The organism is uncultured Chloroflexus sp. (assembly GCF_938091255.1).
GTDB lineage: Bacteria > Chloroflexota > Chloroflexia > Chloroflexales > Chloroflexaceae > Chloroflexus.
This window is the reverse complement of the sequence record NZ_CALLJH010000043.1, coordinates 1-22,999: the sequence shown is the minus strand read 5'-3', so window position 1 is coordinate 22,999 and position 22,999 is coordinate 1. Positions and strand designations below refer to the sequence as shown.

At 58.9% G+C, this 22,999-nt stretch carries 18 protein-coding genes and 3 tRNA genes; 13 read left to right on the top strand and 8 right to left on the bottom strand.

Going from position 1 to position 22,999, the window contains the following annotated elements; all coding sequences use genetic code 11:
- Positions 1 to 15 precede the first annotated feature (15 nt).
- The 3 genes from Q1A00_RS14715 to Q1A00_RS14705 form a co-directional block, all read right to left on the bottom strand.
- Positions 16 to 1,362, bottom strand: coding sequence for a cytochrome P450 (locus Q1A00_RS14715; protein ID WP_299757525.1), 1,347 nt, complete (start codon positions 1,360 to 1,362; stop codon positions 16 to 18).
- A gap of 265 nt (positions 1,363 to 1,627) precedes the next feature.
- The gene (locus Q1A00_RS14710) at positions 1,628 to 1,915 is read right to left on the bottom strand and encodes a HepT-like ribonuclease domain-containing protein (RefSeq protein WP_298408006.1); all 288 of its coding nucleotides are present in this window, start codon (positions 1,913 to 1,915) and stop codon (positions 1,628 to 1,630) included.
- Entirely contained in the window at positions 1,881 to 2,210 is a 330-nt protein-coding gene (locus Q1A00_RS14705) for a nucleotidyltransferase domain-containing protein (RefSeq protein WP_298483269.1), read from the bottom strand. The genes Q1A00_RS14710 and Q1A00_RS14705 overlap by 35 nt, the downstream gene beginning before the upstream one ends.
- Before the next feature lie 777 nt (positions 2,211 to 2,987).
- Here Q1A00_RS14705 and Q1A00_RS14700 point away from each other — a divergent pair.
- The 3 genes from Q1A00_RS14700 (at position 2,988) to Q1A00_RS14690 (ending at position 6,781) form a co-directional block, all read left to right on the top strand.
- Entirely contained in the window at positions 2,988 to 4,409 is a 1,422-nt protein-coding gene (locus Q1A00_RS14700) for a phosphomannomutase/phosphoglucomutase (RefSeq protein WP_298408010.1), read from the top strand.
- Positions 4,406 to 5,518 (top strand): phosphoglucomutase, encoded by a 1,113-nt coding sequence (locus Q1A00_RS14695; RefSeq protein WP_298490643.1) that lies wholly within the window; start codon positions 4,406 to 4,408, stop codon positions 5,516 to 5,518. The genes Q1A00_RS14700 and Q1A00_RS14695 overlap by 4 nt, the downstream gene beginning before the upstream one ends.
- Positions 5,519 to 5,605: 87 nt before the next feature.
- Positions 5,606 to 6,781: a 2-phospho-L-lactate transferase CofD family protein gene (locus Q1A00_RS14690; RefSeq protein ID WP_298408026.1), complete on the top strand. Its 1,176-nt coding sequence runs from the start codon at positions 5,606 to 5,608 to the stop codon at positions 6,779 to 6,781.
- A gap of 31 nt (positions 6,782 to 6,812) precedes the next feature.
- On the opposite strand, the gene Q1A00_RS14685 is transcribed toward Q1A00_RS14690, so the two are convergent.
- The 4 genes from Q1A00_RS14685 to Q1A00_RS14670 form a co-directional block, all read right to left on the bottom strand.
- The gene (locus tag Q1A00_RS14685) at positions 6,813 to 8,765 is read right to left on the bottom strand and encodes a nucleoside-diphosphate sugar epimerase/dehydratase (RefSeq protein ID WP_298483271.1); all 1,953 of its coding nucleotides are present in this window, start codon (positions 8,763 to 8,765) and stop codon (positions 6,813 to 6,815) included.
- Positions 8,766 to 8,946: 181 nt separating this feature from the next.
- Positions 8,947 to 10,116 (bottom strand): DegT/DnrJ/EryC1/StrS aminotransferase family protein, encoded by a 1,170-nt coding sequence (locus Q1A00_RS14680; RefSeq protein WP_298408051.1) that lies wholly within the window; start codon positions 10,114 to 10,116, stop codon positions 8,947 to 8,949.
- A 110-nt stretch (positions 10,117 to 10,226) separates the two neighbouring features.
- Complete coding sequence (locus Q1A00_RS14675; protein WP_298408064.1) at positions 10,227 to 10,880, bottom strand: acetyltransferase; 654 nt, start codon at positions 10,878 to 10,880, stop codon at positions 10,227 to 10,229.
- Between the two features lie 157 nt (positions 10,881 to 11,037).
- A complete protein-coding gene (locus tag Q1A00_RS14670; RefSeq protein WP_298408075.1) occupies positions 11,038 to 11,682 on the bottom strand; it encodes a sugar transferase in 645 nt (214 codons plus the stop codon).
- Positions 11,683 to 11,914: 232 nt separating this feature from the next.
- Between Q1A00_RS14670 and Q1A00_RS14665 the strand changes: the two genes are divergently transcribed.
- The 10 genes from Q1A00_RS14665 to ptsP all read left to right on the top strand — a co-directional run bounded on the left by Q1A00_RS14665 (position 11,915) and on the right by ptsP (position 19,436).
- Entirely contained in the window at positions 11,915 to 13,696 is a 1,782-nt protein-coding gene (locus tag Q1A00_RS14665) for a beta-galactosidase (RefSeq protein ID WP_298408079.1), read from the top strand.
- Positions 13,697 to 13,779: 83 nt separating this feature from the next.
- Positions 13,780 to 14,226, top strand: coding sequence for a 50S ribosomal protein L9 (gene rplI / locus Q1A00_RS14660; protein WP_298408100.1), 447 nt, complete (start codon positions 13,780 to 13,782; stop codon positions 14,224 to 14,226).
- A 106-nt stretch (positions 14,227 to 14,332) separates the two neighbouring features.
- Positions 14,333 to 15,688, top strand: a complete 1,356-nt coding sequence (gene dnaB, locus Q1A00_RS14655; protein ID WP_366144877.1) for a replicative DNA helicase — start codon at positions 14,333 to 14,335, stop codon at positions 15,686 to 15,688.
- 212 nt (positions 15,689 to 15,900) lie between these two features.
- A tRNA-Trp gene (locus tag Q1A00_RS14650) sits at positions 15,901 to 15,976 on the top strand.
- Positions 15,977 to 15,999: 23 nt separating this feature from the next.
- A tRNA-Ser gene (locus Q1A00_RS14645) sits at positions 16,000 to 16,093 on the top strand.
- A 10-nt stretch (positions 16,094 to 16,103) separates the two neighbouring features.
- A tRNA-Ser gene (locus Q1A00_RS14640) sits at positions 16,104 to 16,193 on the top strand.
- Between the two features lie 257 nt (positions 16,194 to 16,450).
- Positions 16,451 to 17,098, top strand: coding sequence for a dihydroxyacetone kinase subunit DhaL (gene dhaL / locus Q1A00_RS14635; protein ID WP_298408085.1), 648 nt, complete (start codon positions 16,451 to 16,453; stop codon positions 17,096 to 17,098).
- Positions 17,095 to 17,487 (top strand): dihydroxyacetone kinase phosphoryl donor subunit DhaM, encoded by a 393-nt coding sequence (gene dhaM / locus Q1A00_RS14630; RefSeq protein ID WP_298408088.1) that lies wholly within the window; start codon positions 17,095 to 17,097, stop codon positions 17,485 to 17,487. The genes dhaL and dhaM overlap by 4 nt, the downstream gene beginning before the upstream one ends.
- Before the next feature lie 4 nt (positions 17,488 to 17,491).
- Positions 17,492 to 17,764, top strand: a complete 273-nt coding sequence (locus tag Q1A00_RS14625) for an HPr family phosphocarrier protein (protein WP_298408090.1) — start codon at positions 17,492 to 17,494, stop codon at positions 17,762 to 17,764.
- Between the two features lie 13 nt (positions 17,765 to 17,777).
- The gene (ptsP, locus tag Q1A00_RS14620) at positions 17,778 to 19,436 is read left to right on the top strand and encodes a phosphoenolpyruvate--protein phosphotransferase (protein WP_299757514.1); all 1,659 of its coding nucleotides are present in this window, start codon (positions 17,778 to 17,780) and stop codon (positions 19,434 to 19,436) included.
- A gap of 80 nt (positions 19,437 to 19,516) precedes the next feature.
- On the opposite strand, the gene Q1A00_RS14615 is transcribed toward ptsP, so the two are convergent.
- On the bottom strand, positions 19,517 to 22,999 hold a 3,483-nt coding region (locus tag Q1A00_RS14615; RefSeq protein ID WP_299757510.1), incomplete at its 5' end, for a Calx-beta domain-containing protein.

The following is a 22,999-nucleotide window of genomic DNA, read 5'->3' as shown; positions in this document are numbered from 1 at the left end:
TCATCTTCTTGTCTCTCATCCCCTCACCTCCACCCACACCTTCGGCCCCGGCCGGAGCGTTGCTTTGGGCTGTGGTTGCACTGGGTAGCCGGGTACTGCACTGATCTGGAAGCGTTGCAAGATCATTGGCAGCACGATCTGCATTTCCGTGAGCGCGAAGTTGTTACCGATACACTGGCGTGGACCGCTGAGGAATGGAATATACGCGAATTTGTGGCGCGATTCTGCCTCTTCGCGACGGAATCGCTCAGGATCGAAGCTCTCGGCGTTGGGCCAGAAGGCCGGATGACGATGGGTGACATACGGGCTGAGAGCGACTGTTGCACCAGCGGGTAATTGGTAATTACCCAATGTGTCGGGATTGATTAGCACGCGCGTCAAGATCCACGTTGGTGGATAGAGACGTAGGGTCTCGTCAATCACCATGCGGTTGTACGGTAGCCGTGGCAGATCGTTCGGCGTTGGGTTGCGACCGCCGAGGACGCTGGCGTATTCAGAGCGTAGTTTTCGTTCGGTGTCGCCGTGATGGGTGAGCAGGTGGATGATCCATGATAATGTGCCGGCAGTGGTTTCGTGACCGGCGAGAAAGATGGTCATCACTTCGTCACGAATCTGTTTGGGTGACATCTGTTCGCCGGTATCAGCATCACGTGCTGTTACCAGCATCTCAAGTAGGTCGTCGTGTTCGCCCGGCCGCTGGCGACGCTCGTTAATTAACCGGTAGACGGTGCGTTCGAGTAGTTCGAGGTTGCGGCGGTAGGCAAGGTTGCCGGGCGTTGGCCAACTGCGCGGCGGCTGGAAGATGCGAAATTGTTGGCCAGCAACCCAGTTGAGCGAGTCGTTGAATGCTTTGCCGATGGTATGCGCTTCAGCGTCGCTCAGCGAGGTACCAAACATGGTTCGCACGATGATCTGCTGGGTGAGCAGCATCATCTCTTCTTGCACTTCAAACGGGCGATGGCTGCGGGCATACCCTTCCCAGCGTGCGAGCATGCGTTCGGTCTCTTCGACCATCACGTCAGCCATGCGGGTAATGCGTTGATGGTGAAAGGCGGGTTGCATCAATCGGCGTTGCCGCAGCCAATACTCGCCGTTGCTCGTCACAAGGCCTTGCCCGAGAATCTCGTCCATTGTCGGGTAGCGCTTGATGTAGTTTTTCCAGTTCTCTTGAGTGATCCGCTTGACCATGTCGGGGTGGGTAGCCAAATACATCGTGTGCTTACCCAGTGGAAGCTGGACAAGATCGCCGTAATGGCGTTGGAGCCGGACCATGAATTCGAGTGGATCGTTGAGGAGGCGATTGCCAACGCCAAGGACTGGCAGGCCGCGCGGCCCCGGAATGGCATTCGTGAGTGCTGGCATAAGCGCTTACCTTGTCGGAGACAACGACCGGAAATAGCATACCACAAAGCCGATGATACGACAAGCAGTCGGGTGTGGGACCATCCTGTCTCTCTCAGGGAGGCATAGGCTTGTGTCGTCTACTGAGAGGGCGGGGATTGTTCACAAAAACTGCCCGAAGATGTGCTTGAGCCGTTCAATATCGGCAACATGTTCTTGCAATATCTGATACACGATGTCGCGGTCTATCCAAAGTACTCGTGGACAAGAATGTTGCGAAAGCCGATCATCCGATCCAGAATTGTTCGGCGCCTTCATCAATATACCCTGCTTCGCGCAGACGGTGCGGCACATCACTGTACCAGTCAACCGTGCCCAATTGGCGACCGGCGATAATGTGGTTGCCCACATCGGTGAGTGCTTCAATTGCAAGTTGCAAGAAACGCTCGGCGCTGCCGTATCGTTCAGAATTGGCAATGAATTCCTCACGTGAATACGTTTGCATGCCGCGCAGAATGTGTACGTATTCGTCAACTTTTTCAAGCCGTTTCTGAAGTATTTCGGGTCTGATCATACTGCATCCTTGCTTTATACGCCTGTCGTTGCAGATCAAGATAGGGACGAAAATCGAAAAAATTGGCGCATAACGAGTGAAAAAATGTTCCGTGATCAAAGTCGGTCGTCTGATAGATAAGCTTATTGTGACGGAGAACCTCGTGTTTGAGGATGATGTTGGCAGTATTCAGTATCACTATATCGACGTTGCAGAAGCCGGATTCGGCCAATGCAGCAAGCAGGTCGAGTTTGGCAAAGCTGTGGGCATCGGGTCGGAGGACAAGGGCGAGATCGAGATCGCTTTCGGCATGCATTGTGCCAGTCGCTACCGAACCAAACAGGTAGACAGCCTAGATATCAGGAAGGCGTGTAAATATCTCGTTGAGATGGTCAAGATTGGGGTGAGGAGAGGGAATCATGGTACATGCGAATGGTATCAATGTGCGCTTTATGCAAAACAGGATAGCATGATTATGGTCATCAAGCAGGTGTCGCTACGAGCGATTCGCTTCTATCGACACTGCGTGCCTGCGCATTGACTAGGAGTGGTTCGGTCATTGCAAGGGGCGGGCGGGAAATGCACCGCGCTGCTGCCCGCAATTGACGCAATTGCCCGTAAGCACGGAAATGATGACTCATTGACGACACGCTGGTCGCAGGTGGGCAAAGTTACGTAAGGGCGAATCGCCGGGTTACCCTTGCTCTGGGGCTTGCACCCCTTGCTATGACGGAAGTTTCCTCTCTCCAGCGTGGGCAAGGGCTGGGGCGAAGGATGCACTAGCGCTTATCCCCCCTCTCCCCACTGGGGCGCGGGTTGAGGCGAGGGGTGGATGTGAAGCCCGTCCCGCCGCTGCAAGCCATCCACTCCGTAGGGCGCGTAAGGCGGAATAAATTCCGCCCTACACTCCCCTCTCCTCGCAGAGGCGCGGACTGGGGTGAGGAGCATTCATCGCGTTCATTAGGCGATCTGTGTGCCCGTCATCCCATTTGGCGCTGACAGTGGGTATTATGGAGGGCCAGTTGCCATTCATTCTTCGACCTTGACGGATAGGATGCTTTCGGCTAGGATCGAACTAATCCGATGGTTGACTATGGCGTTCGCGGGGAACGTCACCCACCGATTTGAGGCTGGCATGGGCGTATCGCTCAATCAAACGATTTTTCGCGCGTATGACATTCGCGGCATCGTCGGGGTTGATCTCGACGAAGGGATTTATGAGTTGCTCGGGCGGGCGGCGGGCACCCTGTTTCGCAATGAGGGTCGCCGGCGCATTGTCGTGGCCCGCGATGCGCGGCTAAGTTCACCCCGGTTTCAAGCAGCGTTGATTGCCGGTTTGTGTGCCACCGGTATGGATGTGCTCGATATTGGCATGGTGGCGACGCCGGTGATGTATTTTGCGGTTGAGGCATTGGGTGCCGATGCCGGAGCGATTGTGTCGGCGAGCCACAACCCGCCGGAATTCAATGGTCTCAAGCTGCGCCGCGCCGAACCGCGCTTTGGCTCCGAGCCGTTGCCTTCAGAGGCGATTCAGGAGGTAGGTGCGATCGCGGCGAGCGGTAACTTTGCGCAAGGCAACGGTAGCTACGAGCAGGTTGATGTTGGCCCGGCCTACATCGAGTCAGCACGGCGCTGGATCGATGTCAGTGGCCGACGACCACGAGTCGTGCTCGACGGTGGGAATGGTGTGGCCGGCCCGCTAGCCATGGCAATGTACGAAGCGCTCGGTATCGAGGTGATCCCGCTCTTTATCGAGCCAGATGGCACCTTCCCCAACCACCATCCCGATCCGCTGAAAATTGAGAACTTGCGCGATTTGCAGGCGGCGGTGCGCGAGCATCGCGCTGATCTCGGCATTGCGCTCGATGGCGATGGTGACCGGCTGGGGGTGGTGGATGAGGCGGGCGAGGTGGTGTTCGCCGATCGCTACCTAATCGCGCTGGCCAAGGTCATGCTGGCGAAGCGCAAAGGGCCGGTCGTGTTTGATGTGAAGTGCAGTGCCGTCTTGCCGCAGGCAATCCGTGAACTGGGCGGTGAGCCGGTGATGTGGAAGACCGGCTACACGAGCCTGTCGGCCAAGATGCGTGAAGTTGATGCGGTGTTAGGTGGCGAGCTGAGCGGCCATACCATCTTTCCCTTCCCCGGGCGCTATTTTGATGATGGGGCGTTTGCGGGGGTCATGTTGTTGCATACTCTCGGCGAGTTGGGGCAGACCCTGCGCGAGGCGCTGGCGCCCTACCCGCTGTTACCGTCGATCGATGAAGGGCGCATCCCCTTCCCCGAAGAGCACAAGTTCGCCGTGATCGACTTCCTGCGCGAGCGGTTTGCCGGCAAGTACCCGCTGATTGACATCGATGGCGTGCGGGTAGATTTTGGTGATGGCTGGGGGTTGGTGCGGGCTTCAAATACCGAACCGGCCATCACGACGCGCTTCGAGGCGCAGACGTGGGATCGCGTTTGTGCAATCCGCGATGAGATGCTGAGCATCGTTGAGGAGTTTCGCGCACAGGCATGAGTGTGTATCGACGCCCCTTGCTACAGGCGTGGGAGGCAGCTTACACGGCTGAGCTAACTCTCGATCAGTTGCGCCGCCGGGCAGCGACGGTCGGTGCAGCATTGGCTGATCAGCGCGCGCGCTGCTTGATCGCTTTTGATACTCGCTTTCTCGCCAATCTCTTGGCCCAAACATTGGCCCTCGATTTGGCAGCGCAAGGGGTTTCGGTAATGCTCGCCAGCGCGCCAGCACCGCTGCCAGCTCTTCACCACGCGCTTGATCGCAAACAGGCCGATTGTGCGTTGTACGTCTCGGCACGCAACCGACCTTATTATATGGGTGGTTTGATCTTGATCGCCGATGATAAGAGCGGTTTGAGCATTGATCCTTCCCCTGACCCCCTGCCATCGCTTGTGTTTCCGCCCTCCTCGCCACCGCAAGAGACGGTTGATGTGCGCGCGCCCTACCTTGACGCGCTGCGTAATGTCGTTGATCTCGATGCGATCCGCCGGTTACCAATGACCTTCTTCATCGATGCAATGGCCGGCACGACAGCCGGAATGGCGACGGCGCTGCTAGGGGAGGGTGGGCAGACGCGAGCGATTGAGATCAACCGCGATCCTGATCCGCTCTTTGCGCGCGGTGCGCCGCAGCCATTTGAGGCGAGTCTCAACCGGTTACGCAAATTGGTGCGTGAAAGCGATTCGCACCTTGGGTTGGCGCTGTCTGGCGATGGCACCGCATTGGCGGTAGTTGATCCAACCGGCGAGGTGCTTGATCCGTTTGAGGTGAGCCTGTTGCTGGCCGGCCATCTGGCGGCACATCATCGCCAGCGTGGCTTGGTGATGGCGCCGCCGCCGGCACCAAATGGCCCGTTGCGCGCGTATCCCAAACACTTGACGGCATGGCAAGAGGCGACCGGCATGAAGCTGGAATTGGTGAGTGATGGCCTTCACCTTGAACGCCAACCGATTGTGGCGATGACGGCCACTGGTGAAGTGGCACTCAGTCGCTGGAGCGGCTGCCCGGATGGGTTGCTGGCTGGCCTCTTTTTGTGTGAAGCGGTATCGCGCAGTAACGGTGGCCTACGCGCACTCTGCGCAGCACTGCGCGCGCAGTTTAGTGGATAGGGGGCGTGGGGCATTGGGCGGCTGGAACAGCTTGCCGCGCCGGCCAATCTCTGCGCAGGATGCTGATGATAAGCAAGCAAAGATGGCATGAAACAAATTATCAATCGTCTGAGCGCACTGCGCCAATTGCTTCCGTCGCTCTCGCTTACCTTTGCCGGGATCGTGCTGCTGTCGCTTGGTGTGGCTTATCTCTTCATTCACGCCTATCGCACGGTTGAAGGGCTGCCGGAAGTGGTGTGGTGGCTCACCCTGCAATTTCTCCCCCGGCCATTGCGTGGCTTCTTGCTACTCAGTGTCGGTCTACTTGTCTTGGCAGGTGGCATCTGGCAACTCAGCGGTGTGGTGGTCATTCCCCGTCCAAGCCAATTACCCGTCGATGGTGAGCTGGTGTTAGGCTACGACCGCGCCAAACGACCGCGCCGGATTGCGGTGATTTCGGGTGGCGCCGGCATGCTCGTGTTATCGAGTCTGAGCGATCAGGTTGATCGAATGACCTGCATTGTGCCGGTGACTGATCCGGTCGAGTATTACTACCGGGCATCGGGGTTGCTTAATCAACCAAATGTCTATTACGTGGTGCCAACGCCGATACCGCTCGAAGTCGTTGCCGAACTGGATGACGGCACGTTGATCGATGTGCGGCATATCCATTTGCATCCCGAATTAGCCCAGCGGCGGGTGCAACACCTGCGCCTGACCCAAGCCGATCCGCCGCCGCTGACGCGGGTGGCGATCGAATCGCTGCACGAGGCGGATGCTATCGTGTTAGGGCCGGGCAGCCTGTTCGAGAGCATTCTGCCCAACTTTTTGTTAGCTGAGTTTGCTGAGGCAGTGCGAATGAGCGCCGCGAAAAAGATTTTCGTCTGTAATCTGATGACCGAGCCGGGTCGCACCACCGGCTTTCGCGTTGCCGACCATATTCGTGCCATCAAAGAATACGCTGGCTTCACCCCGGATTATGTGCTCGTTAATGCACAGCGGATCGATCCGGAAACAACGCGCATTTATGCTGCCGCGAACCAGACGCCGGTCTACCTCGATCCGGGAGATTACGAAGAGCTGGCGGCCCTGCCCGGCGATACGCGCGGCCAGCGCGGCGTGATTATCGAGGGCAGCCTAGTGATCGAGACCGATCTCGCCGCGGCGGTGATCCAATACACGACCTCGCTCGATAATCCGCAGCAGAGCCGGGCAGTGCGGGTGTTGCGCCACGATGGCCAGAAGCTGGCCGCGGCGCTGCTTGAATTGCTGCGCCGCGTGTGACTCCGCTTCATCTTGCGTTCAACGTACCAACTCAATCGGTGGCAATACGCCGCCGCCAGAGCGGTTCGCCAACCGCCTGCTCGTGCGGTTTCGGTTCGATCATCGGCGCGGGTGAAGGTCGTTTGAAGGTTGGCACGATCCGGTGCAGCGTGCGCAACAAGATCGCGGTATCGTCGCGGAATGCCGCCATCTCGAGGATCCGGATCTGATCGGCTAGTGCGTGTGGTATGAACTGGGAAGCGTTGCGCGCGATCAAGATTTTAGCGTGGCTGGTGCGCTCGTATTCTTCCCCTTCGAGGAATAACTCTTCGTAGAGCTTCTCGCCGGGGCGCAGACCGGTAAAGACGATATCGATATCACGCCCGACGCGTAAGCCAGAGAGCTCGATCATGTCGCGGGCGAGATCGACGATCCGGATCGGTTCCCCCATATCAAGCACAAACACTTCACCGCCTTGACCAAGCACTGACGCCTGCAAGGTCAACTGCACCGCTTCAGGGATGGTCATAAAAAACCGCCGCATCTCAGGATGAGTCACCGTCACCGGCCCGCCGGCGGCGATCTGCTGCTTGAAGGTGAAGAGTACCGAACCGCGCGAGCCAAGCACGTTGCCGAAGCGTACCACCACATACGCGCGCCCGCTTTGGCGGGCAGCCTCGTGAACCAGCAACTCGGCCACCCGCTTGGTTGCCCCCATTACATTGGTTGGGTTAACCGCCTTGTCGCTGGAGATCATCACGAAATGGCTGACATTCACCTGTATCGCGGCGCTGAGCAAATTGCGGGTGCCGAGGATGTTGTTAGTGACAGCTTCCGAAGGATTCTGTTCCATCAGGGGAACGTGTTTGTGGGCCGCAGCGTGGAAGACGATTTCCGGGCGGTATTGCTCGAAAATGTACATGATCCGTTCTGCAAAGCGAATATCGGCAATGACGGTGGCGATGTTGGTAGTGGGGGGCGCAATCCGGCGCAGCTCTTGCTCGATGGTAAAGATCGAGTTCTCGCCGTGACCGAGAATGATCAGCTCTGCTGGTTGGGCGCGCAGAATTTGCCGGCAGAGTTCTGATCCGATTGAACCGCCGCCGCCGGTGACCATCACGCGCTTGCCTTGCAACAGGTTATGTACGGCGGCAATATCGGTCTGCACCGGTGCCCGGCGCAAGAGATCCTCGATTTGCACATTGCGCAATTGGTTGACGCTCACCTTGCCATCAAGCAGCTCGTAGAGGCCGGGCATGATTTTGGTCTTGACATTGGTGCGCTCGCAGAGTTCGACAATGCTGCGAATGTCTTTGCCGGCAGCCGATGGCATAGCAATGATGACGCAGCGGGCATCATATTCATGGACAAGCCGGGGAATGTCGAACCGGTTGCCCAATACCGGCGCACCATAGATGTGCATCCCGTGCTTGAGCGGGTCATCGTCAAGAAAGCCGACGACTATCATGCCGAGTTGCGGGTTGTCACGCAATTCACGCGCGATCATCGAGCCGGCTGAACCGGCGCCCATAATTAGTACGCGCTGCATCGTTCCGTTGCTGTCGCCTTTACGCTTGCGCTTGAGGGTATTGTGGTGCCAGAGCAAGCGGGCGAGCAGGCGCGGCCCAATGGTTGCTGTTAGTCCGAAGAAGAAGAAAATGATGGGCACTGAACGGGGTACAAGAGTAAGCGGTGTGATGCTAGCCACCACAAACGCAACCGGCGTGGCGATGATCATCGCCAGCGATACGGCTGCAATCAGCATTAACAATTCATCGATTGAAGCGTAGCGCCAATACCGCGAATAGATGCCTAATCGCTGGAAGAGCACGATGTGAACGGGCGTTGTGATCACGGCCAAGACGAACCAGCCGGCTAGGGCGGTGCCTGCGGGCAAGTCGTCGAGCCGCACCCAAAAGCTCAGGTATGCCGCTAGTGGCAACAAAACTATGTCGAGCAAGAACAAATAACGATTGCGGAGGGGGGAAGCAGGTATGAGCTTCAAGCCGGACTCCTTTCCTGTCGCTGCTTGGTCGGCAGTGCGGCGCGTATGGTGAGGAGGCTAGCGGGAATAACGCTACGCTTAAGCTGTTAGGTGACGGCTTCATGCTACCGGCGGTAGGTGAACAATTAATGTGTACCGCTGCCAACCAGATAACAATCTTGTTAGAACAGCGCTGATACTTTTATCCCGTGAGCGCGGCTCGTAAATGATGAACCACCTCGGTGACTTGTTCTTCGCGCATGACACTAGAAAAAGGCAGCGCCAACGATATGGCGCCAAGCCGTTCTGTCACTGGAAAATCGCCTTGCTCGTATCCAAAAAGCTCACGGTAAAAGGGTTGCAGATGAATCGGCGTGAAATAGGGCCGGCAGGGGATGCCGGCTGCGGCTAGCCGCTGCATCACTGTATTGCGATCTGCCGGCGGCAGAATCCGCACCACGTAGACAAACCAGCTCATCCGGGTGGTGTGCGGGCTGAGCTGAGGCCGCTCGACCAGCTCTAGATCGGCCAGTTGTTCGTGATACCACGCGGCCACTTGCGCCCGCCGGGCAATCAGTTCTTCGATCCGTTGCAGTTGGGCAACTCCCAGCGCCGCACTGAGTTCGTCGAGCCGGTAGTTGTAGCCGAGGCGGGTGTGGTTGAGCCATGCATCAAAGACATCGCGCCCCTGATTGCGCAGCGAGCGAAATAGGGTAGCCCAGTCGTCGTGTCGGGTGACGATCATGCCGCCTTCGCCAGTCGTCATTTGTTTGTTGGGATAAAAGGCAAAGACCGCCGCGTCGCCGAGCGTGCCGGCCATCTGCCCCTTGTAAGTTGAACCGATTGCCTCGCAAGCGTCTTCAATCACGCGCAGACCGTACTCGGCAGCGACGGCGTTGATGGGATCCATATCAGCCGGTTGGCCGAAGGCGTGGACGGGCATAATTGCTTTGAGCGTGCCGATCGGGCCATAGCGGCGGGGGAGCCAGCGCGCAGCCGCGGCGCCACCGCGCACGAGATCGGCTACTGCTTCAGCAACGAGATGTGGATCAATATTGCCGGTGGCCGGATCAACATCAACGAAGACCGGTAACGCCCGTTCGTAGAGAATGCTGTTGGCTGAAGCGATGAACGAGAAGGGGGTGGTAATCACCAGATCGCCATCGCGCGCGCCGGTGGCGATGCAACAGAGGTGTAGCCCGCTGGTGCCGGAATTGACCCCGACGGCATGGGGGAGGCCAACGTACTGGGCCATAGCTTGCTCGAAGGCGACGATCTGCGGCCCAATGCTGAGATAGCTGGTCTGCAAGACCTGATTGACGGCGGCGATTTCGGCTGCGGTGATGTCGGGCGATGACATAGGAATGGGCACGAAAGTCCTCCTACTATGGAACGCAAAGACGCAAAGGCGAATGACGAATAATCTGGTATGATGCCGGCAATAGACAGCTTGCGCGATCCCTTGCGTCGTTATAGTAAGGTTCATTCCCCAATGGCCCGTTCGCGGAATGGTCGCGCCGGTACGCCAATTGCGATCATTTCGTTTCCAACATCGCGTTGTACCAACGCGCCGGCGCCAACGACACTCCATGCCCCTACTCGACGCTGCGGCATCACGATGGCACCGATCCCGATCAGCGTCCCTGCGCCGATGACAACTTGGCCGCCGGTATGGACGCCGGGGGCGATATGGGCATGATCGCCAATCTGGTTGTGGTGATCAATGGTGCAACCAGTATTGAGGATGACATTGGCGCCGATGACGCTGCCGGGATTGATGATAGCGCCGGCGCAAATCATTGTGCCGGGGCCGATGGTGACACTGGCAGCGATGATTGCCGAGGGATGGATGGCGCTGACCAACTGTTCGCCGCGCGCCGTCAATTCGGCGAAGAGGCGCGCACGCGTGCGGTTGTCGCCAATTGCGATCACAATACCGTCGTGCGGGATGCTAGCCAACGCTGCAACCGGCCCGAACACCGGTAACCCTAGCGCTTGTTCCCCATACCGGCGCGGGTTGTCGTCGAGGTAGCCGATCGGTTGGCAATCACCGCCATTGGCTGCCGCCTGCAACAAGATATCAGCCACAACCTGTCCATGCCCGCCGGCGCCAATGATTAAGATGCGTTGAGCCATAGCACTATCATTTCTTATTGAGGGTATCGCTGTCCATGACTCGCTACTTTTTAAGTCGTATCCTAGGGCCTTGGCGTTATGGGGCAGTCTGGTGCGGATAGAGCGTGGGCGTTCGCCTGCCGCGCTGAGCCAAGGCGGGTCTGCGGCCCGTTCCGTCTTAATTACTACTGGCTGCTTGTGGCTGCGCGGGTGGTAATGGCGGCGTTCCCATAAACTCTTCGGTAGTAGCGTGGCCCGGCTGGCTAATCCCTTCGCGCTTGAACACCTTCCAGAGCGTCAGCGCGAGGATTTGTATGTCAAGCCATAGTGATACCTGATCAACGTATTGCACATCGTAAGCAAACTTCTCTTCCCACGAGAGGGCATTGCGCCCGTTGATCTGTGCCAGACCGGTGATGCCCGGCAAGACCTCGTGCCGGCGTCGCTGCTGGGGGGTGTAGCGTGCGAGGTACTGCATCAACAGCGGGCGTGGTCCGACCAGACTCATCTCGCCGCGCAGCACGCAGAACAGTTCGGGCAGTTCGTCGAGGCTGGTGCTGCGCAAAAACCGGCCAAACGGTGTTAACCGTTGTTCGTCGGGCAAGAGCCGGCCCTGTGCGTCGCGGGCATCGGTCATAGTGCGGAACTTGAGCATCGTAAATGGCCGGCCATGCAAACCGGGCCGGCGCTGGCGAAAGATTACGCCACGACCGAGTTTGAGCCGCACCAGCAAGGCAATCACGGCCATCACTGGCGCTAAGATGATCAGCGCCGGTATCACAATGATCAGATCGAGCAACCGCTTGCCGTAACGGCGATACATACACAACTCCGTCACGATGCTAATTGGAATGGCCCTATCGTAGCGCGACCAGATGTCAGTCGGATGAAAGACAGCGCTGGGTGAAGTGACTCTCTGTATAACGACGAAAGTTGCCACATGTTGCCTGAGATATGGTACGCTGATGGCAAGAGGGAGGCGTTTGCGGATACACAAACACTGGTTGCGAGGGCACAATTGCTTGCCAACCATGCTAACCAAGAGGGTCAAACCTATGCCACATCGTCTGTTCCCCCTGCTCGTCATTAGCTTAATCGCCGCTCTGGCGCTAAGTTCATCGCCTGCTCCCAGTCTGGCCGCTCCTGACCAACCACCCCGTCTCACCACGTTTGGGATGAATACCTACTTCAGCGGCTTGGAACGGTTGCCGCAGAACCGCAATGATGATCTGGCGGCGCTGGTCAATGCCACCCGCGAACTCGGCGCTGAGTGGGTGAGGGAAGAGATCAGTTGGGCTAATCTCGAACCGAGTAAGGGCAACTTTACATGGGGCTTGATGGATACCGCGTTGGCGCAGGCGGCGAATGGCGGGTTCGGCATTATCGGAATGCTGCTGACCACGCCGGAGTGGGCGCGGGTCGCTGATTGCGCCAGCCGAATCACGCGCAACAATGGTTCGCTCAACTACTGGTGCCCGCCGGCTAACCCGCAAGACTTCGCCGATTTTGTTCGCGCGGCGGTCGAACGCTACGATGGCGATGGGATGAACGATGCTCCCGGTTCGCCGCGGGTGGCGGTGTGGCAGATTTGGAATGAACCGAATAACTGGGCGACGTGGCCGGGTGAGGCGAACGAATACGGCGCGTTGCTAGCCGCCGGTTATGCCGCTGCCAAAGCCGCCGACCCGACGGCTATCATCGCTACTGGTGGTGTTTACATTTTTGATGGCGGCACACGCACTGGCGGCAATCGCGACGGGCTCGAATTTCTCGGCGCGGCGTTTGGGGCTGTGCCTGTCGCCCAAACCAGCTTCGATGCGCTGGCGATCCACCCCTATATGCCCGACACCGCTCCGGATCGGGTCGGCCTGTTTGGCTTGGTCTCTCTCTGGGGACGGATTAGCAATGCCCGTGGCTGGCTCGATTCCCGGCGCGGGCCCCATGTGCCGCTCTGGATCAGTGAGCTAGGGTGGTCGACCTGCACGCATGCTTCCGCCGTTTGTCGCAGCGAGCAAGAGCAAGCTGATTTTCTGGTGCGCAGCCACGGTATTGCGCTGGCATTGGGCGTGCAGCATATCAATTGGTTCCAGCTTGAAGATAAGTTTGATAGCCCGCCCAATGATCTGTGGGGTAACATGGCCTTGCTGCGCAATCGGAGCCAAGGCTATGCCCGTAAGCCCGCCGCCAACGCCTACGCCACGCTCACCAACCAGCTTGTAGGGGCGACCTTTGCCGGCTTTGGGCCATTACATAGCTATGTCCATCAGAATAACGCGCTTATCCCCGCTGCTCGCTACCACCTCCGCTTCCAGACCGCGACCGGCGCGCTGGTTGATCTCTTATGGACGACCGGCAGCGCCGAGACGCGCACGATGCCACTTGAGTCCGGTCGCATTGCCCAACTGCTTAGCCGCGACGGGGCGACGCTACCGCTAAGTATCAGTGGCGGGCAGGCCCAGATTCCGCTCAGCGGTACGCCAGTCTATCTGCGTCAAGATACGCCGGCGCAACTGGCGGTTACGCCGGCGAGTGTGACTGTTCCCATGTTGGCGACCGATCCGGCGACGAGCTATGCGCTTGTGGTGCAGAATCTCGGTTCGGCAATCATCAATTGGACAGCGAGCGGCAGCGCGAGCTGGCTTACACTCGAAACGACCAGCGGCAGCGGCCATACCAGTCTGTTGCGCTACCGGATTAACCCATCCGGTCTGACGCCGGGGAATTACTCAACCACGGTCACGGTCAACGCCGGCAGCGCCGGCATACAAAGCGTCCCCATCACCTTACGCGTGGTGACAACGCTCTACCGCGCGTATGCGCCAGTGATCTATCGTTGACGATCCGCGCCGGGTTATGGTAAGATAAGGGCCGTTGCTTATAACCGGTGTAGGTAAAGGAGAGCGCCGTGAGCGCAAAGAAAATGAAAGTATTGCTCGTGCAAGATGTTGAGCATCTGGGCAAAGCGGGCGAAATCAAAGATGTGAGCGGCGGTTTTGGCCGTAACTATCTGCTGCCGAAGGGGTTTGCCGTGCTGGCGACTAAGAGCCAGATCAAACAGGCTGAAGAGCGGTTGGCCGCGCAGCGACGCAGGGCCGAAGCGGCGCGCAAAGAGGCCGAGGCGTTAGCCGCCAAGCTGGCTGAACTGACACTGACCTTTGTGGTCAAGGTCGGCGAGCAAGAGCGACTGTACGGTTCGGTGACCAATGCCGATATTGCCGCCAAGTTGCACGAAGTGGCCGGCATCGAAATCGACCGGCGTAAAATCGCGCTCGAAGATCCGATCAAGCGCACCGGCGAGTATGAGGTTCCGGTCGAACTGGCTAGCGGGGTTTCGGCCATGCTTAAGGTTGTGGTGGTAGGCGAATAACCGCTCGCGCAACGTTTAGCGACATCTCTTGCCAATGTGCCGCAATTCGCGGCACATTGGCGTTTTATCCAGATGATGTGGATAACCGGTGGGCAACGGGGGGAAAATCGTGGAAAAGCGGGAAGATCGCCTCGAACGCAGCGTACCGTTTGATTTGCAGGCCGAGCGGGCAACGCTCGGCTCGATCTTACTGGAACGTGACGCCATCATCGCGGTTGCCGGCTGGCTCCCTTCCGAATATTTCTACCTCGAAAAGCATGCGCTAATCTACGAGGCGATGCTAGCTTGCTACAACCGGCGTGAACCAGCCGATCTGGCAACCGTCGCTGCCGAATTGCGCCGGCGCGGCCAGCTTGAGCTGATCGGCGGCATCACCATGCTGAGCGAGCTGGTCACTGAGGTGCCGACCGCCGTTCACATCGAATACTATGCCCGCATCGTCGAGCGTACCGCCCTATTGCGCCGCCTGATCGAGGCTGGCGGGCGGATCGCAGCGATGGGGTACGACGAAGCGAGCGATCTGGAAGAGACGCTTGATCGGGCCGAAGCCGAGCTGTTCGCTGTCTCGCAACGGCGCAACAATCAAGATTTCGTCCACATTGGCCGTGTGGTCAATACCCTCTTTGCTCAGATCGAGTCGATGCAAGAGCGGCGCGGCGAGGTAATCGGCGTACCGACCGGTTATCACGATCTCGATGAGCTGACCGGCGGCTTGCAGCCGAGCGACCTAATTATTCTCGCCGCCCGGCCCAGCGTCGGCAAGACTTCGCTCGCGCTTTCGCTGGCCTACAACGTCGCCTTTCAAGCCAACGGTACGGTAGCCATCTTTAGTCTTGAAATGAGCCGCGAGCAGTTGGTGCAACGCATGTTGGCTATGCATACCGGCATTGATATGCAACGGCTGCGCACCGGCAATCTGCGCGGCGAAGAGTTAAGTCTGGCGATCGAGGGGTTGGGAGTGCTGTCTGAGCTACCGATCTATATCGAAGATACTCCCGGCCTCAGCATTACCGACGTGCGCGCCCGCGCGCGCCGCCTACACAGCGAAGTAGGCATCACGCTGGTGATGATCGACTACCTGCAACTGATGTCGGGCCGCCGCACCGACAACCGCGTCCAAGAGGTCAGCGACATCAGCCGCGGTCTCAAGGCGCTAGCCCGCGAACTCAACGTGCCGGTGATCGCGCTCTCGCAGCTCTCGCGCGCGGTCGAAGGCCGCCAGAGCCACGTGCCGATGCTCAGCGACCTGCGCGAGTCTGGCTCGATTGAGCAAGATGCCGACATTGTGATGTTCATCTATCGCGAAGAGTTGTACGATAAAGAGACCGACAAGAAGGGGATCGCCGAGATTCATATCGCCAAGCACCGCAACGGCCCGCTTGGTATCATCCCGCTTCGCTTCGAGTCACGCACTACCCGTTTCCAAAACCTTGAACGCTACCACGCGCCAGAGGGGTACTGAGGCGGCGGGTGCCGTTTGTTGCTCTCATCTGCCGTTTGGGCGAAGCGGGTAACGCAATACGCGAGGTTACCGAAAATCTCTATGACGGTGACCGGGGCGCGATTGGGGTGGAGTGCGGTAGTGCAACTGCCGCATTTTAAGCTGGCGGTCGCGCTTTCTACCTTCCCCACTCTTGCCAAAATTGGCCGGATATGGTAGGATAAAGAACGCGAAGGCGGGTAGCTCAATTGGCAGAGCAGTGGCCTCCAAATCCACCGGTTGCAGGTTCAAGTCCTGTCCCGCCTGCCATTTTTTATGCCGGCCAGCCAAGTGGGGGCGTGGCAGAGTCCGGTTGATTGCGTCGGTCTTGAAAACCGAAGGACGTAGCAATACGTCCCGTGGGTTCGAATCCCACCGCCCCCTCCAGTAGTGCTATGGGGAGGTCGCATAGTGGCCTAGTGCGGCGGTTTGCTAAACCGCTAGGGGGGCAACCCCCTCGAGGGTTCGAATCCCTCCCTCCCCGCCAAGATCGCCCGCAGGTGACGCTGCGGGCGATTGCTATTCATCCCTATGCAGTATGTTTCAGAATTGCAACAAAAAAGGTAAACAGGCTTGGCCATTTTCCCTTGATCCAACGCGCGGCATGGTCTAGCATACAACAGAAGCAGCTCGTTTGCCGACCTACAGCCGTGCCAGCCAACCAGCTCAGGCCGACCAGTGTCGGTTGTAGGTGTGCGCGCAATCTGTCAATCACTGCATCACGATAATACGAGCGAGGCAACGATGCCAATCACGGTAGAACACGTCACGCATTTTCTCACGGTGGCGGCGGAGCTGATCCACGCCTACCGCGATGAGCTGACTTCGCTTGATGCTGCAATCGGCGATGCCGATCACGGCGCGAACCTCGATCGCGGTTTCGCTGCGGTGATTGCCCGCCTGCCGACGGTGGCCGATAAAGATATCGGCACGGTGCTGAAGACCACTGGCATGACCATCGTTTCGACAGTTGGCGGCGCATCAGGGCCGTTGTACGGCACGGCCTTTGTCCGGGCCGGGATGGCGTTGGCTGATCGACACGAAATGAGCGCCGAAGATGTGGTGTTGGCGCTCGAAGCGGCGTTAGATGGGATTGTGGCCCGAGGCAAGGCCCAACCCGGCGAAAAGACGATGGTTGACGCGCTAGTTCCTGCTATCGAAGCCCTGCGCGCGGCCTTGGCCGACGGCCGTTCGCTGACGCGGGCGGTGCAGGCAGCAGCGGCGGCGGCAGCAGCCGGCGCGCAGGCGACGATCCCGATGTTGGCAATGAAGGGGCGTGCTTCATACCTCGGCGAGCGCAGTATTGGCCATCAAGATCCGGGGGCTACCTCAACGGCGTATCTGTTACGAGCGCTGGCGATGACGTGTAGCCGCAATGAGGAGGAGGCATGATTGGATTGTTGATCGTCTCGCATAGCGCGCGACTCGCCGAAGGCGTCCAAGAGTTTGTCGGGCAAATTGGTGGCGACCAGATTCCGGTTGTCGCCGCCGGCGGCGCTAGCGATGGTTCGCTGGGCACGAGTGTTGAACGGATTTTAGCCGGCCTCGAGCAGTTGCGGGCCGCTGATGGCATTCTGGCCTTAGTTGATCTGGGTAGTGCAGTGATGAGTGTCGAAACAGCGCTCGAACATTTTTCTGGCCCGCCCGTTCAGATTAGCAATGCGCCATTAGTCGAGGGCGCTTATCTGGCTGCGGTTGAGGCCTCGAATGCTGAAGCGACGCTGGACCAAGTGGCGGCGGCGGCCTTGCAAGCGCGTGAGTTGATGAAAGTCTATGAGTAGCGATATGACAGAAGTCGTTTTGACCGTCAATAACCCAGTTGGTTTGCATGCCCGCCCGGCGAAGGTGTTTGTTGAGACAGTCCGGGCTTACAAGAGCACGGTGACCATTCAAAATCTGAGCCGGCCCCAAACCAAAGAAGTGCCGGTGACGGCCTTTAACCTTTTGCAGATCGGGGTGCGTCAAGGGCATCAAATTCGCTTACGCGCTAGCGGCGAGGACGCGGCGGAAGTGATTGCTGCGCTGACCAAGCTGGTTGAAGAGAATTTTGGCGAGTAGCGACGAGGAATGTATGAGTGTGGTGCTGCAAGGAGCAGGTGGTGCGGCTGGGTTGGCGTTCGGGCCGGCCTATCGGTGGCAGCGCGCAGCAGTGGCGGTTGACCCGCCGCACGAGCCGGCTGACGCGGCGCTAGCTCGGTTCCACGCTGCGCAGCGAGCCGCTGTTGGCCGGTTGCGTGCGCTGGCGGAACGGCAACGGGCTGCCGGTCTCCGTGAGGCCGATCTGTTCGATGCGCAAGCGCTATTGGTGGAAGATGAAACACTGACCGATGGCGTTACCGCGCTCGTGCTCGAAGGCGAACCACTGACTCGGGCGATTCAAACGGTTGTTGCTCAGATGCAGGCAGTGCTGGCCGAACTGGATGACCCGTATTTGCGCGAGCGGTCAGCTGATATGGCTGCGGTTGGCCTTGAGTTGCTGCGCGCACTGGCCGGCGATTATGTCTCGCCAACCATTCCTCCCGGTGCGATTATTGTCGCCGATGATTTAACCCCGGCTGAAACGGTAGATTTGCCCCATCATGTGGCCGGGTTTGCTACTGCCGGCGGTGGCCCGACTAGCCATACGATCATTCTGGCCCGCGCGCGTGGGGTACCGGCAGTTGTTGGCGTGGGCGAGGCGATCTTGCACGTGCCCGATGGAACTAGTCTGTTGGTTGATGGCGATACGGCGACGGTGTTGATCGATCCTGATGAGGCAGCGTTGCAGGCGGCGCAAGAGCGTATGGCGGCATTGCACGCCGCCCGGCAGCGGCGCGCGGCGTTGCACGATCGGCCCGGCCAGTTGCGCGATGGCCGTCCGGTGGCGTTGTGGGCCAATATTGGCCGTCCGGCTGAGGCCCGGCTGGCGCGCGAGCATGGCGCAGAAGGGGTTGGGCTGTTTCGCACCGAATTTCTCTTCCTCGATCGGGCAACGCCGCCTGATGAAGATGAGCAATACGCTGCCTATCGGGCGGTGCTGACTGAATTGCCTAATTGTCCGATTGTGATCCGGACGCTCGATATTGGCGGTGATAAACCGTTGCCGTACCTGCCGTTACCGCCCGAAGCGAATCCGTTCCTCGGCGTGCGCGGGTTACGCCTCTCGATGCAGCGGCCCGATCTCTTTCATACCCAGTTGCGCGCCTTGCTGCGCGCGGCTGTTCACGGTGATATCTGGGTTATGCTGCCGATGGTGACTACACCGGCTGATCTGGCATGGGCGCGCGCACAGTTGCAGGAAGTGGCAGCGGCGCTCGCTGCTGCGGGGGTTGATCATCGTTCCAATCCACCGTTGGGGGTGATGATCGAGACGCCGGCAGCCGCGGTATTGGCCGATCAATTGGCGCGTGATGCCGCTTTTTTCAGTATCGGCAGCAACGATTTGGCCCAGTATACGCTTGCTGTCGATCGCGGTCATGCCACGCTGTCAGCGCGTTATCACGCCGATGATCCGGCGGTGTGGCGGATGATCGAATTGGCTGCGCGCGCTGCGCGGCAGGCCGGCATTCCGATTGGCATCTGCGGAGAACTGGGGGGCGATCCTAACGCTGCGCCGGCGCTGGCTGGCTTGGGTCTGGATGAGTTAAGTATGGCGCCGGCGAGCATTCCAGCCGTTAAAGAACGATTGGCCCAGATCACGTGGGCCGAGGCGCAAGCTGCTGCTGTGCGGGCGGTTGGACGAGAGCCGTAGGCGCAGCGGCGTGGATAGCGGTGACTAGAAACGCACGGGCAGGTTTCAAACCTGCCCGTATTGCTGTCTGCACTCTGCTGCTACGGCACTACCCGCACCATCGTCGTGGTTTGCCACCGGTAGAGATTGCCGATCTGATCAGTAGCGGTTGCTTGCACCGCGATTGGCGCTGCGCCCACCGGCATCGTGCCGGCACTGAGCGGAATGCTCAACGTGTCGCCGGCACCTGCCGCGACAAGCCCCATATCAATCGTCATGACCGGCCCACTCACGTTGCACGAGCCGGGAATGGCAGCGCAGGCCCCCGCGCTAAAGCCGATCCCATCGGATAAGGTGATCGTCAGTTGGAGGTTGTGCGCTGCGCCGGCAGCCGGCCCGTTGGCTTGATTGGCGTAGGTAATGGACAGGGTGGTGCTGCTGCCTGTGATGAAGGTCGTCGAGGTAGGCGTTGCGTTCAGCGCCAATGCGGGGGCTGGCGGTGGGGTCAGGTAGATTGGCATACCGGTCTGCCCTTCCTGAATAAAGTAATTATCGGCAGTAGGGTGGTTAGTGCAAGTCACAATCCGCCACCACCCCGGTTGGGGGGAGGCAATCACATCGCCGCCACGAGTGGTTGCCGTGCCATTGTTCCATTGCCCGTCAGCCGAAGCCGTGCCGGGAATGCCCCCGGTTTGGCCGGTAGGATCGTAGAGCGATCCGGGTGGATAATAGCGCACCCATGCCCTGCCAGCGAGGTTGCCCTCGAGATCAAAGTTGTGGAAGGTGACGCTGCTCAAGCCCGGTGCGACGTATTGGAAGAAGGTGGTGCAGACCGGGGTTCCCGGCGGATGGCGCAGCGTCTGGCGTAAGATACCCTGCGTGATCTCATCGCCACTGCCGGGGAGGCCATCGAGGTCGATGGCCGGCGCGCCGCTGCCGGTCCAGCCGCTGCGCACGGCCCAGCCGTTGGTATCATTATTGGGTACGCTGGCCTCTAAGATATAGATGCCGCACGGCGTGGGATTGGGAATGCCCGCTAGGCTTACCCATGTGGTGGCATCGCCGGTATTTGGCGCATAGTTGGCGATCGCGACCGGTGTCCCAATGGTGGGAGGATAGCCGTCGCTTGCTTGCCAGCCGTCTGGCATACGGTACAAGGCAAACGTTGTCGTTTCCGCCGTATCACGGATTACGTCAAACGGGTTTGTTGCCGGATTGATCGATGGGCTGAGCAGTTCAACTGCTAGACCGCCGGTAATGCCGCATGGCACATCGATCCGCACCAGCGAAGCGCCTTCGTTCGCACCGTAGAAGTTCCAACCGAAGGTGGTATAATTCGGGCCGGCTGTTTGCAGCGCAGTCGGGTTTTGGGTCAGCAACGCCGGGGTGGTGTCAATAATCGTGACTGTGGCCGTGGCCGGATCACCAAGGGTTGCCCCGGTTGGCCCGCTGAGCGTAACGATGATCGTCTCTAGCGGCGTCTCAGCAGTATTATTATTCCAGAGCGGGATAGTAAAGCTCTGGCTGGTCACTCCCGGCGCGAAGCTGAGCACGCCACTGACTGGTGCGTAGTCGTGAGTCGGAGATGAGCCATCACCGGGTTGGGCCGTGCCGCCGGTGACAGTGGCATAATTGACCGTGACCGTGCTGGTAGCGGGGCGGCTAAGGGTTACCGTAACGGTAGCTGCACCAGCGCTCTCGTTGCCAACGAAGTCATTGCTTACGAAGCGCACCGCTGGCGGATCATCATCGCGGATCGTGCCAACTCCCACGCTATCGGCAATCACGACGGTCTCGTCGCTGGCTAAGATGCTGGGCTGGCCGGGCATCGTTGCCCGTGGGTTGCTCAGGTTGACGATAAAGAATTCGTCGTCTTCCGGCGAGGTATCGCCGATAATTCCAACCGGCAAGGTGACTTGCAACTGACCGGCGGGGATCGTCAAAGTTCCGGCAATGGCATTGTAATCAAGCCCGGCCGTTGCGGTGCCATCGGCGGTCGCGTAATCGACCAGAATATCACGATCGGAGACGCGGTTGAGGCGAACGATGAAATTGCCATTGGCGACGCCGCTATTGCCTTCGAGCCGGATAATATCGTTGATGCTGATGCGCACCGATTCGTTGTCTCTGTTGATAAAGTTCAGGTTGGTTGGCGCCAGACCGTTGTAGAACGGATCGGCGCTGATCGCCGGCGCAAATTGTACGGTAAATGGCTGATGCCCATCTTCGAGTGTGTCATCAACCCCGCTCACAATCAATGCCGCATTGAGATTCCAATTCGTTTCATCGAACACGATGCTCGTTGGCGTTACGCTACCCTCAGCCGGATTATCCACCGAGATGTTGAGTTGCACCGGCGCGGTAGGTTGGCTGGCGAGACGAATTTGGATCGTAACGCTATCGCCATTTTCTGACACAACAAGCGGCGCAAGGGGGGTGGTTACAATAAAGCCGGGCGGGTCGTTGTCGAGAATCGTCAGTTCGACTGCCGGCCCGATCAGGCCATTGTAGAACGGATCGGCGCTAGTTGCTGTGTGCGGCAGCAAGATGGTCTGGCTTGCTTCAGCAATGTTGTCGTCGGGTACGAACACTGTGACAAGCTGTGGGATATTCCAGTTGGCTGGCGTAAAGGTAAGCGTTGCCACTGCCACACCGTTGATCAACGCTACTCCTTGCCCATTTATTGTAATGGTCACATTGGCGGTTGGCTGAGTCGCCAACTCGATAGTGTAGCTGGTGCTACCGCCTTCGGTAACAGTTAGTTCAACGGCGCTGGGAATGATCCCCGGAATATCGTCATCAACCACCGTGACCGGCAGTCCAAGGCTGAGGCCGTCATGGGCCGGGTCGAGGCTGCTCGTGGTGTGCAATACAATCCGATTACGCGCCAGTTGCGCAATTTGATCGACATTCGGTTCCAGCACACTGACCGTCTGCGGCGTGTTCCAGTTGGCCGGCGTGAAGGTCAACGTCGCAGTAGCATTGCCGTTGATCAACAGGAACCCTTGTCCGTCAATCGTCACCGTCACATTCGCGGTTGGTTCACTCGTGAGCGTGATCGTATAGCTGCCGGGTGAACCTTCTACAATGGTGAGCGTCGCTGGTGTGAACACAAGACCGGCATTGTCGTTTTCCAGAATGGTGACGGTAAGCGGTACCGGCGCAAGGGCGGCGTAGATCGGGTCGCCGCCGCCAAAGACGTGCAGCAAGATAACGTCGTAGCTGGCGCTAGTTGGCGCTTCGTCGATCAGATCGTCAATCGCCTGCACGCTGACGGTCTGCGGCGTGTTCCAGTTGGCCGGCGTAAAGGTGAGGGTGAGGGTGGGCTGGCCGTTGAGCAAGACCTGTCCTTGCCCGTCAATCGTCGCTGTGACGTTGGCGGTTGGCTCGCTGGATAAGAAGACCGTGTAGGTCTCTGCTGGCCCACCTTCGGCCACCGTAAGCGCGGTGGGCGTGAGAACGATCCCGGCATTGTCGTTTTCCAGAATGGTGACGGTAAGCGGTACCGGCGCAAGGGCGGCGTAGATCGGGTCGCCGCCGCCAAAGACGTGCAGCAAGATAACGTCGTAGCTGGCGCTAATTGG

Excerpts from the sequence above, each read along its gene's own strand:
- Q1A00_RS14715 (WP_299757525.1), bottom strand. The coding sequence starts at position 1,362 with ATGCCAGCACTCACGAATGCCATTCCGGGGCCGCGCGGCCTGCCAGTC.
- Q1A00_RS14710 (WP_298408006.1), bottom strand. The coding sequence starts at position 1,915 with ATGATCAGACCCGAAATACTTCAGAAACGGCTTGAAAAAGTTGACGAA.
- Q1A00_RS14705 (WP_298483269.1), bottom strand. The coding sequence starts at position 2,210 with ATGCATGCCGAAAGCGATCTCGATCTCGCCCTTGTCCTCCGACCCGAT.
- Q1A00_RS14700 (WP_298408010.1), top strand. The coding sequence starts at position 2,988 with ATGGCGTTCGCGGGGAACGTCACCCACCGATTTGAGGCTGGCATGGGC.
- Q1A00_RS14695 (WP_298490643.1), top strand. The coding sequence starts at position 4,406 with ATGAGTGTGTATCGACGCCCCTTGCTACAGGCGTGGGAGGCAGCTTAC.
- Q1A00_RS14690 (WP_298408026.1), top strand. The coding sequence starts at position 5,606 with ATGAAACAAATTATCAATCGTCTGAGCGCACTGCGCCAATTGCTTCCG.
- Q1A00_RS14675 (WP_298408064.1), bottom strand. The coding sequence starts at position 10,880 with ATGGCTCAACGCATCTTAATCATTGGCGCCGGCGGGCATGGACAGGTT.
- Q1A00_RS14670 (WP_298408075.1), bottom strand. The coding sequence starts at position 11,682 with ATGTATCGCCGTTACGGCAAGCGGTTGCTCGATCTGATCATTGTGATA.
- Q1A00_RS14665 (WP_298408079.1), top strand. The coding sequence starts at position 11,915 with ATGCCACATCGTCTGTTCCCCCTGCTCGTCATTAGCTTAATCGCCGCT.
- rplI (WP_298408100.1), top strand. The coding sequence starts at position 13,780 with ATGAAAGTATTGCTCGTGCAAGATGTTGAGCATCTGGGCAAAGCGGGC.
- dhaL (WP_298408085.1), top strand. The coding sequence starts at position 16,451 with ATGCCAATCACGGTAGAACACGTCACGCATTTTCTCACGGTGGCGGCG.
- dhaM (WP_298408088.1), top strand. The coding sequence starts at position 17,095 with ATGATTGGATTGTTGATCGTCTCGCATAGCGCGCGACTCGCCGAAGGC.
- Q1A00_RS14625 (WP_298408090.1), top strand. The coding sequence starts at position 17,492 with ATGACAGAAGTCGTTTTGACCGTCAATAACCCAGTTGGTTTGCATGCC.
- ptsP (WP_299757514.1), top strand. The coding sequence starts at position 17,778 with ATGAGTGTGGTGCTGCAAGGAGCAGGTGGTGCGGCTGGGTTGGCGTTC.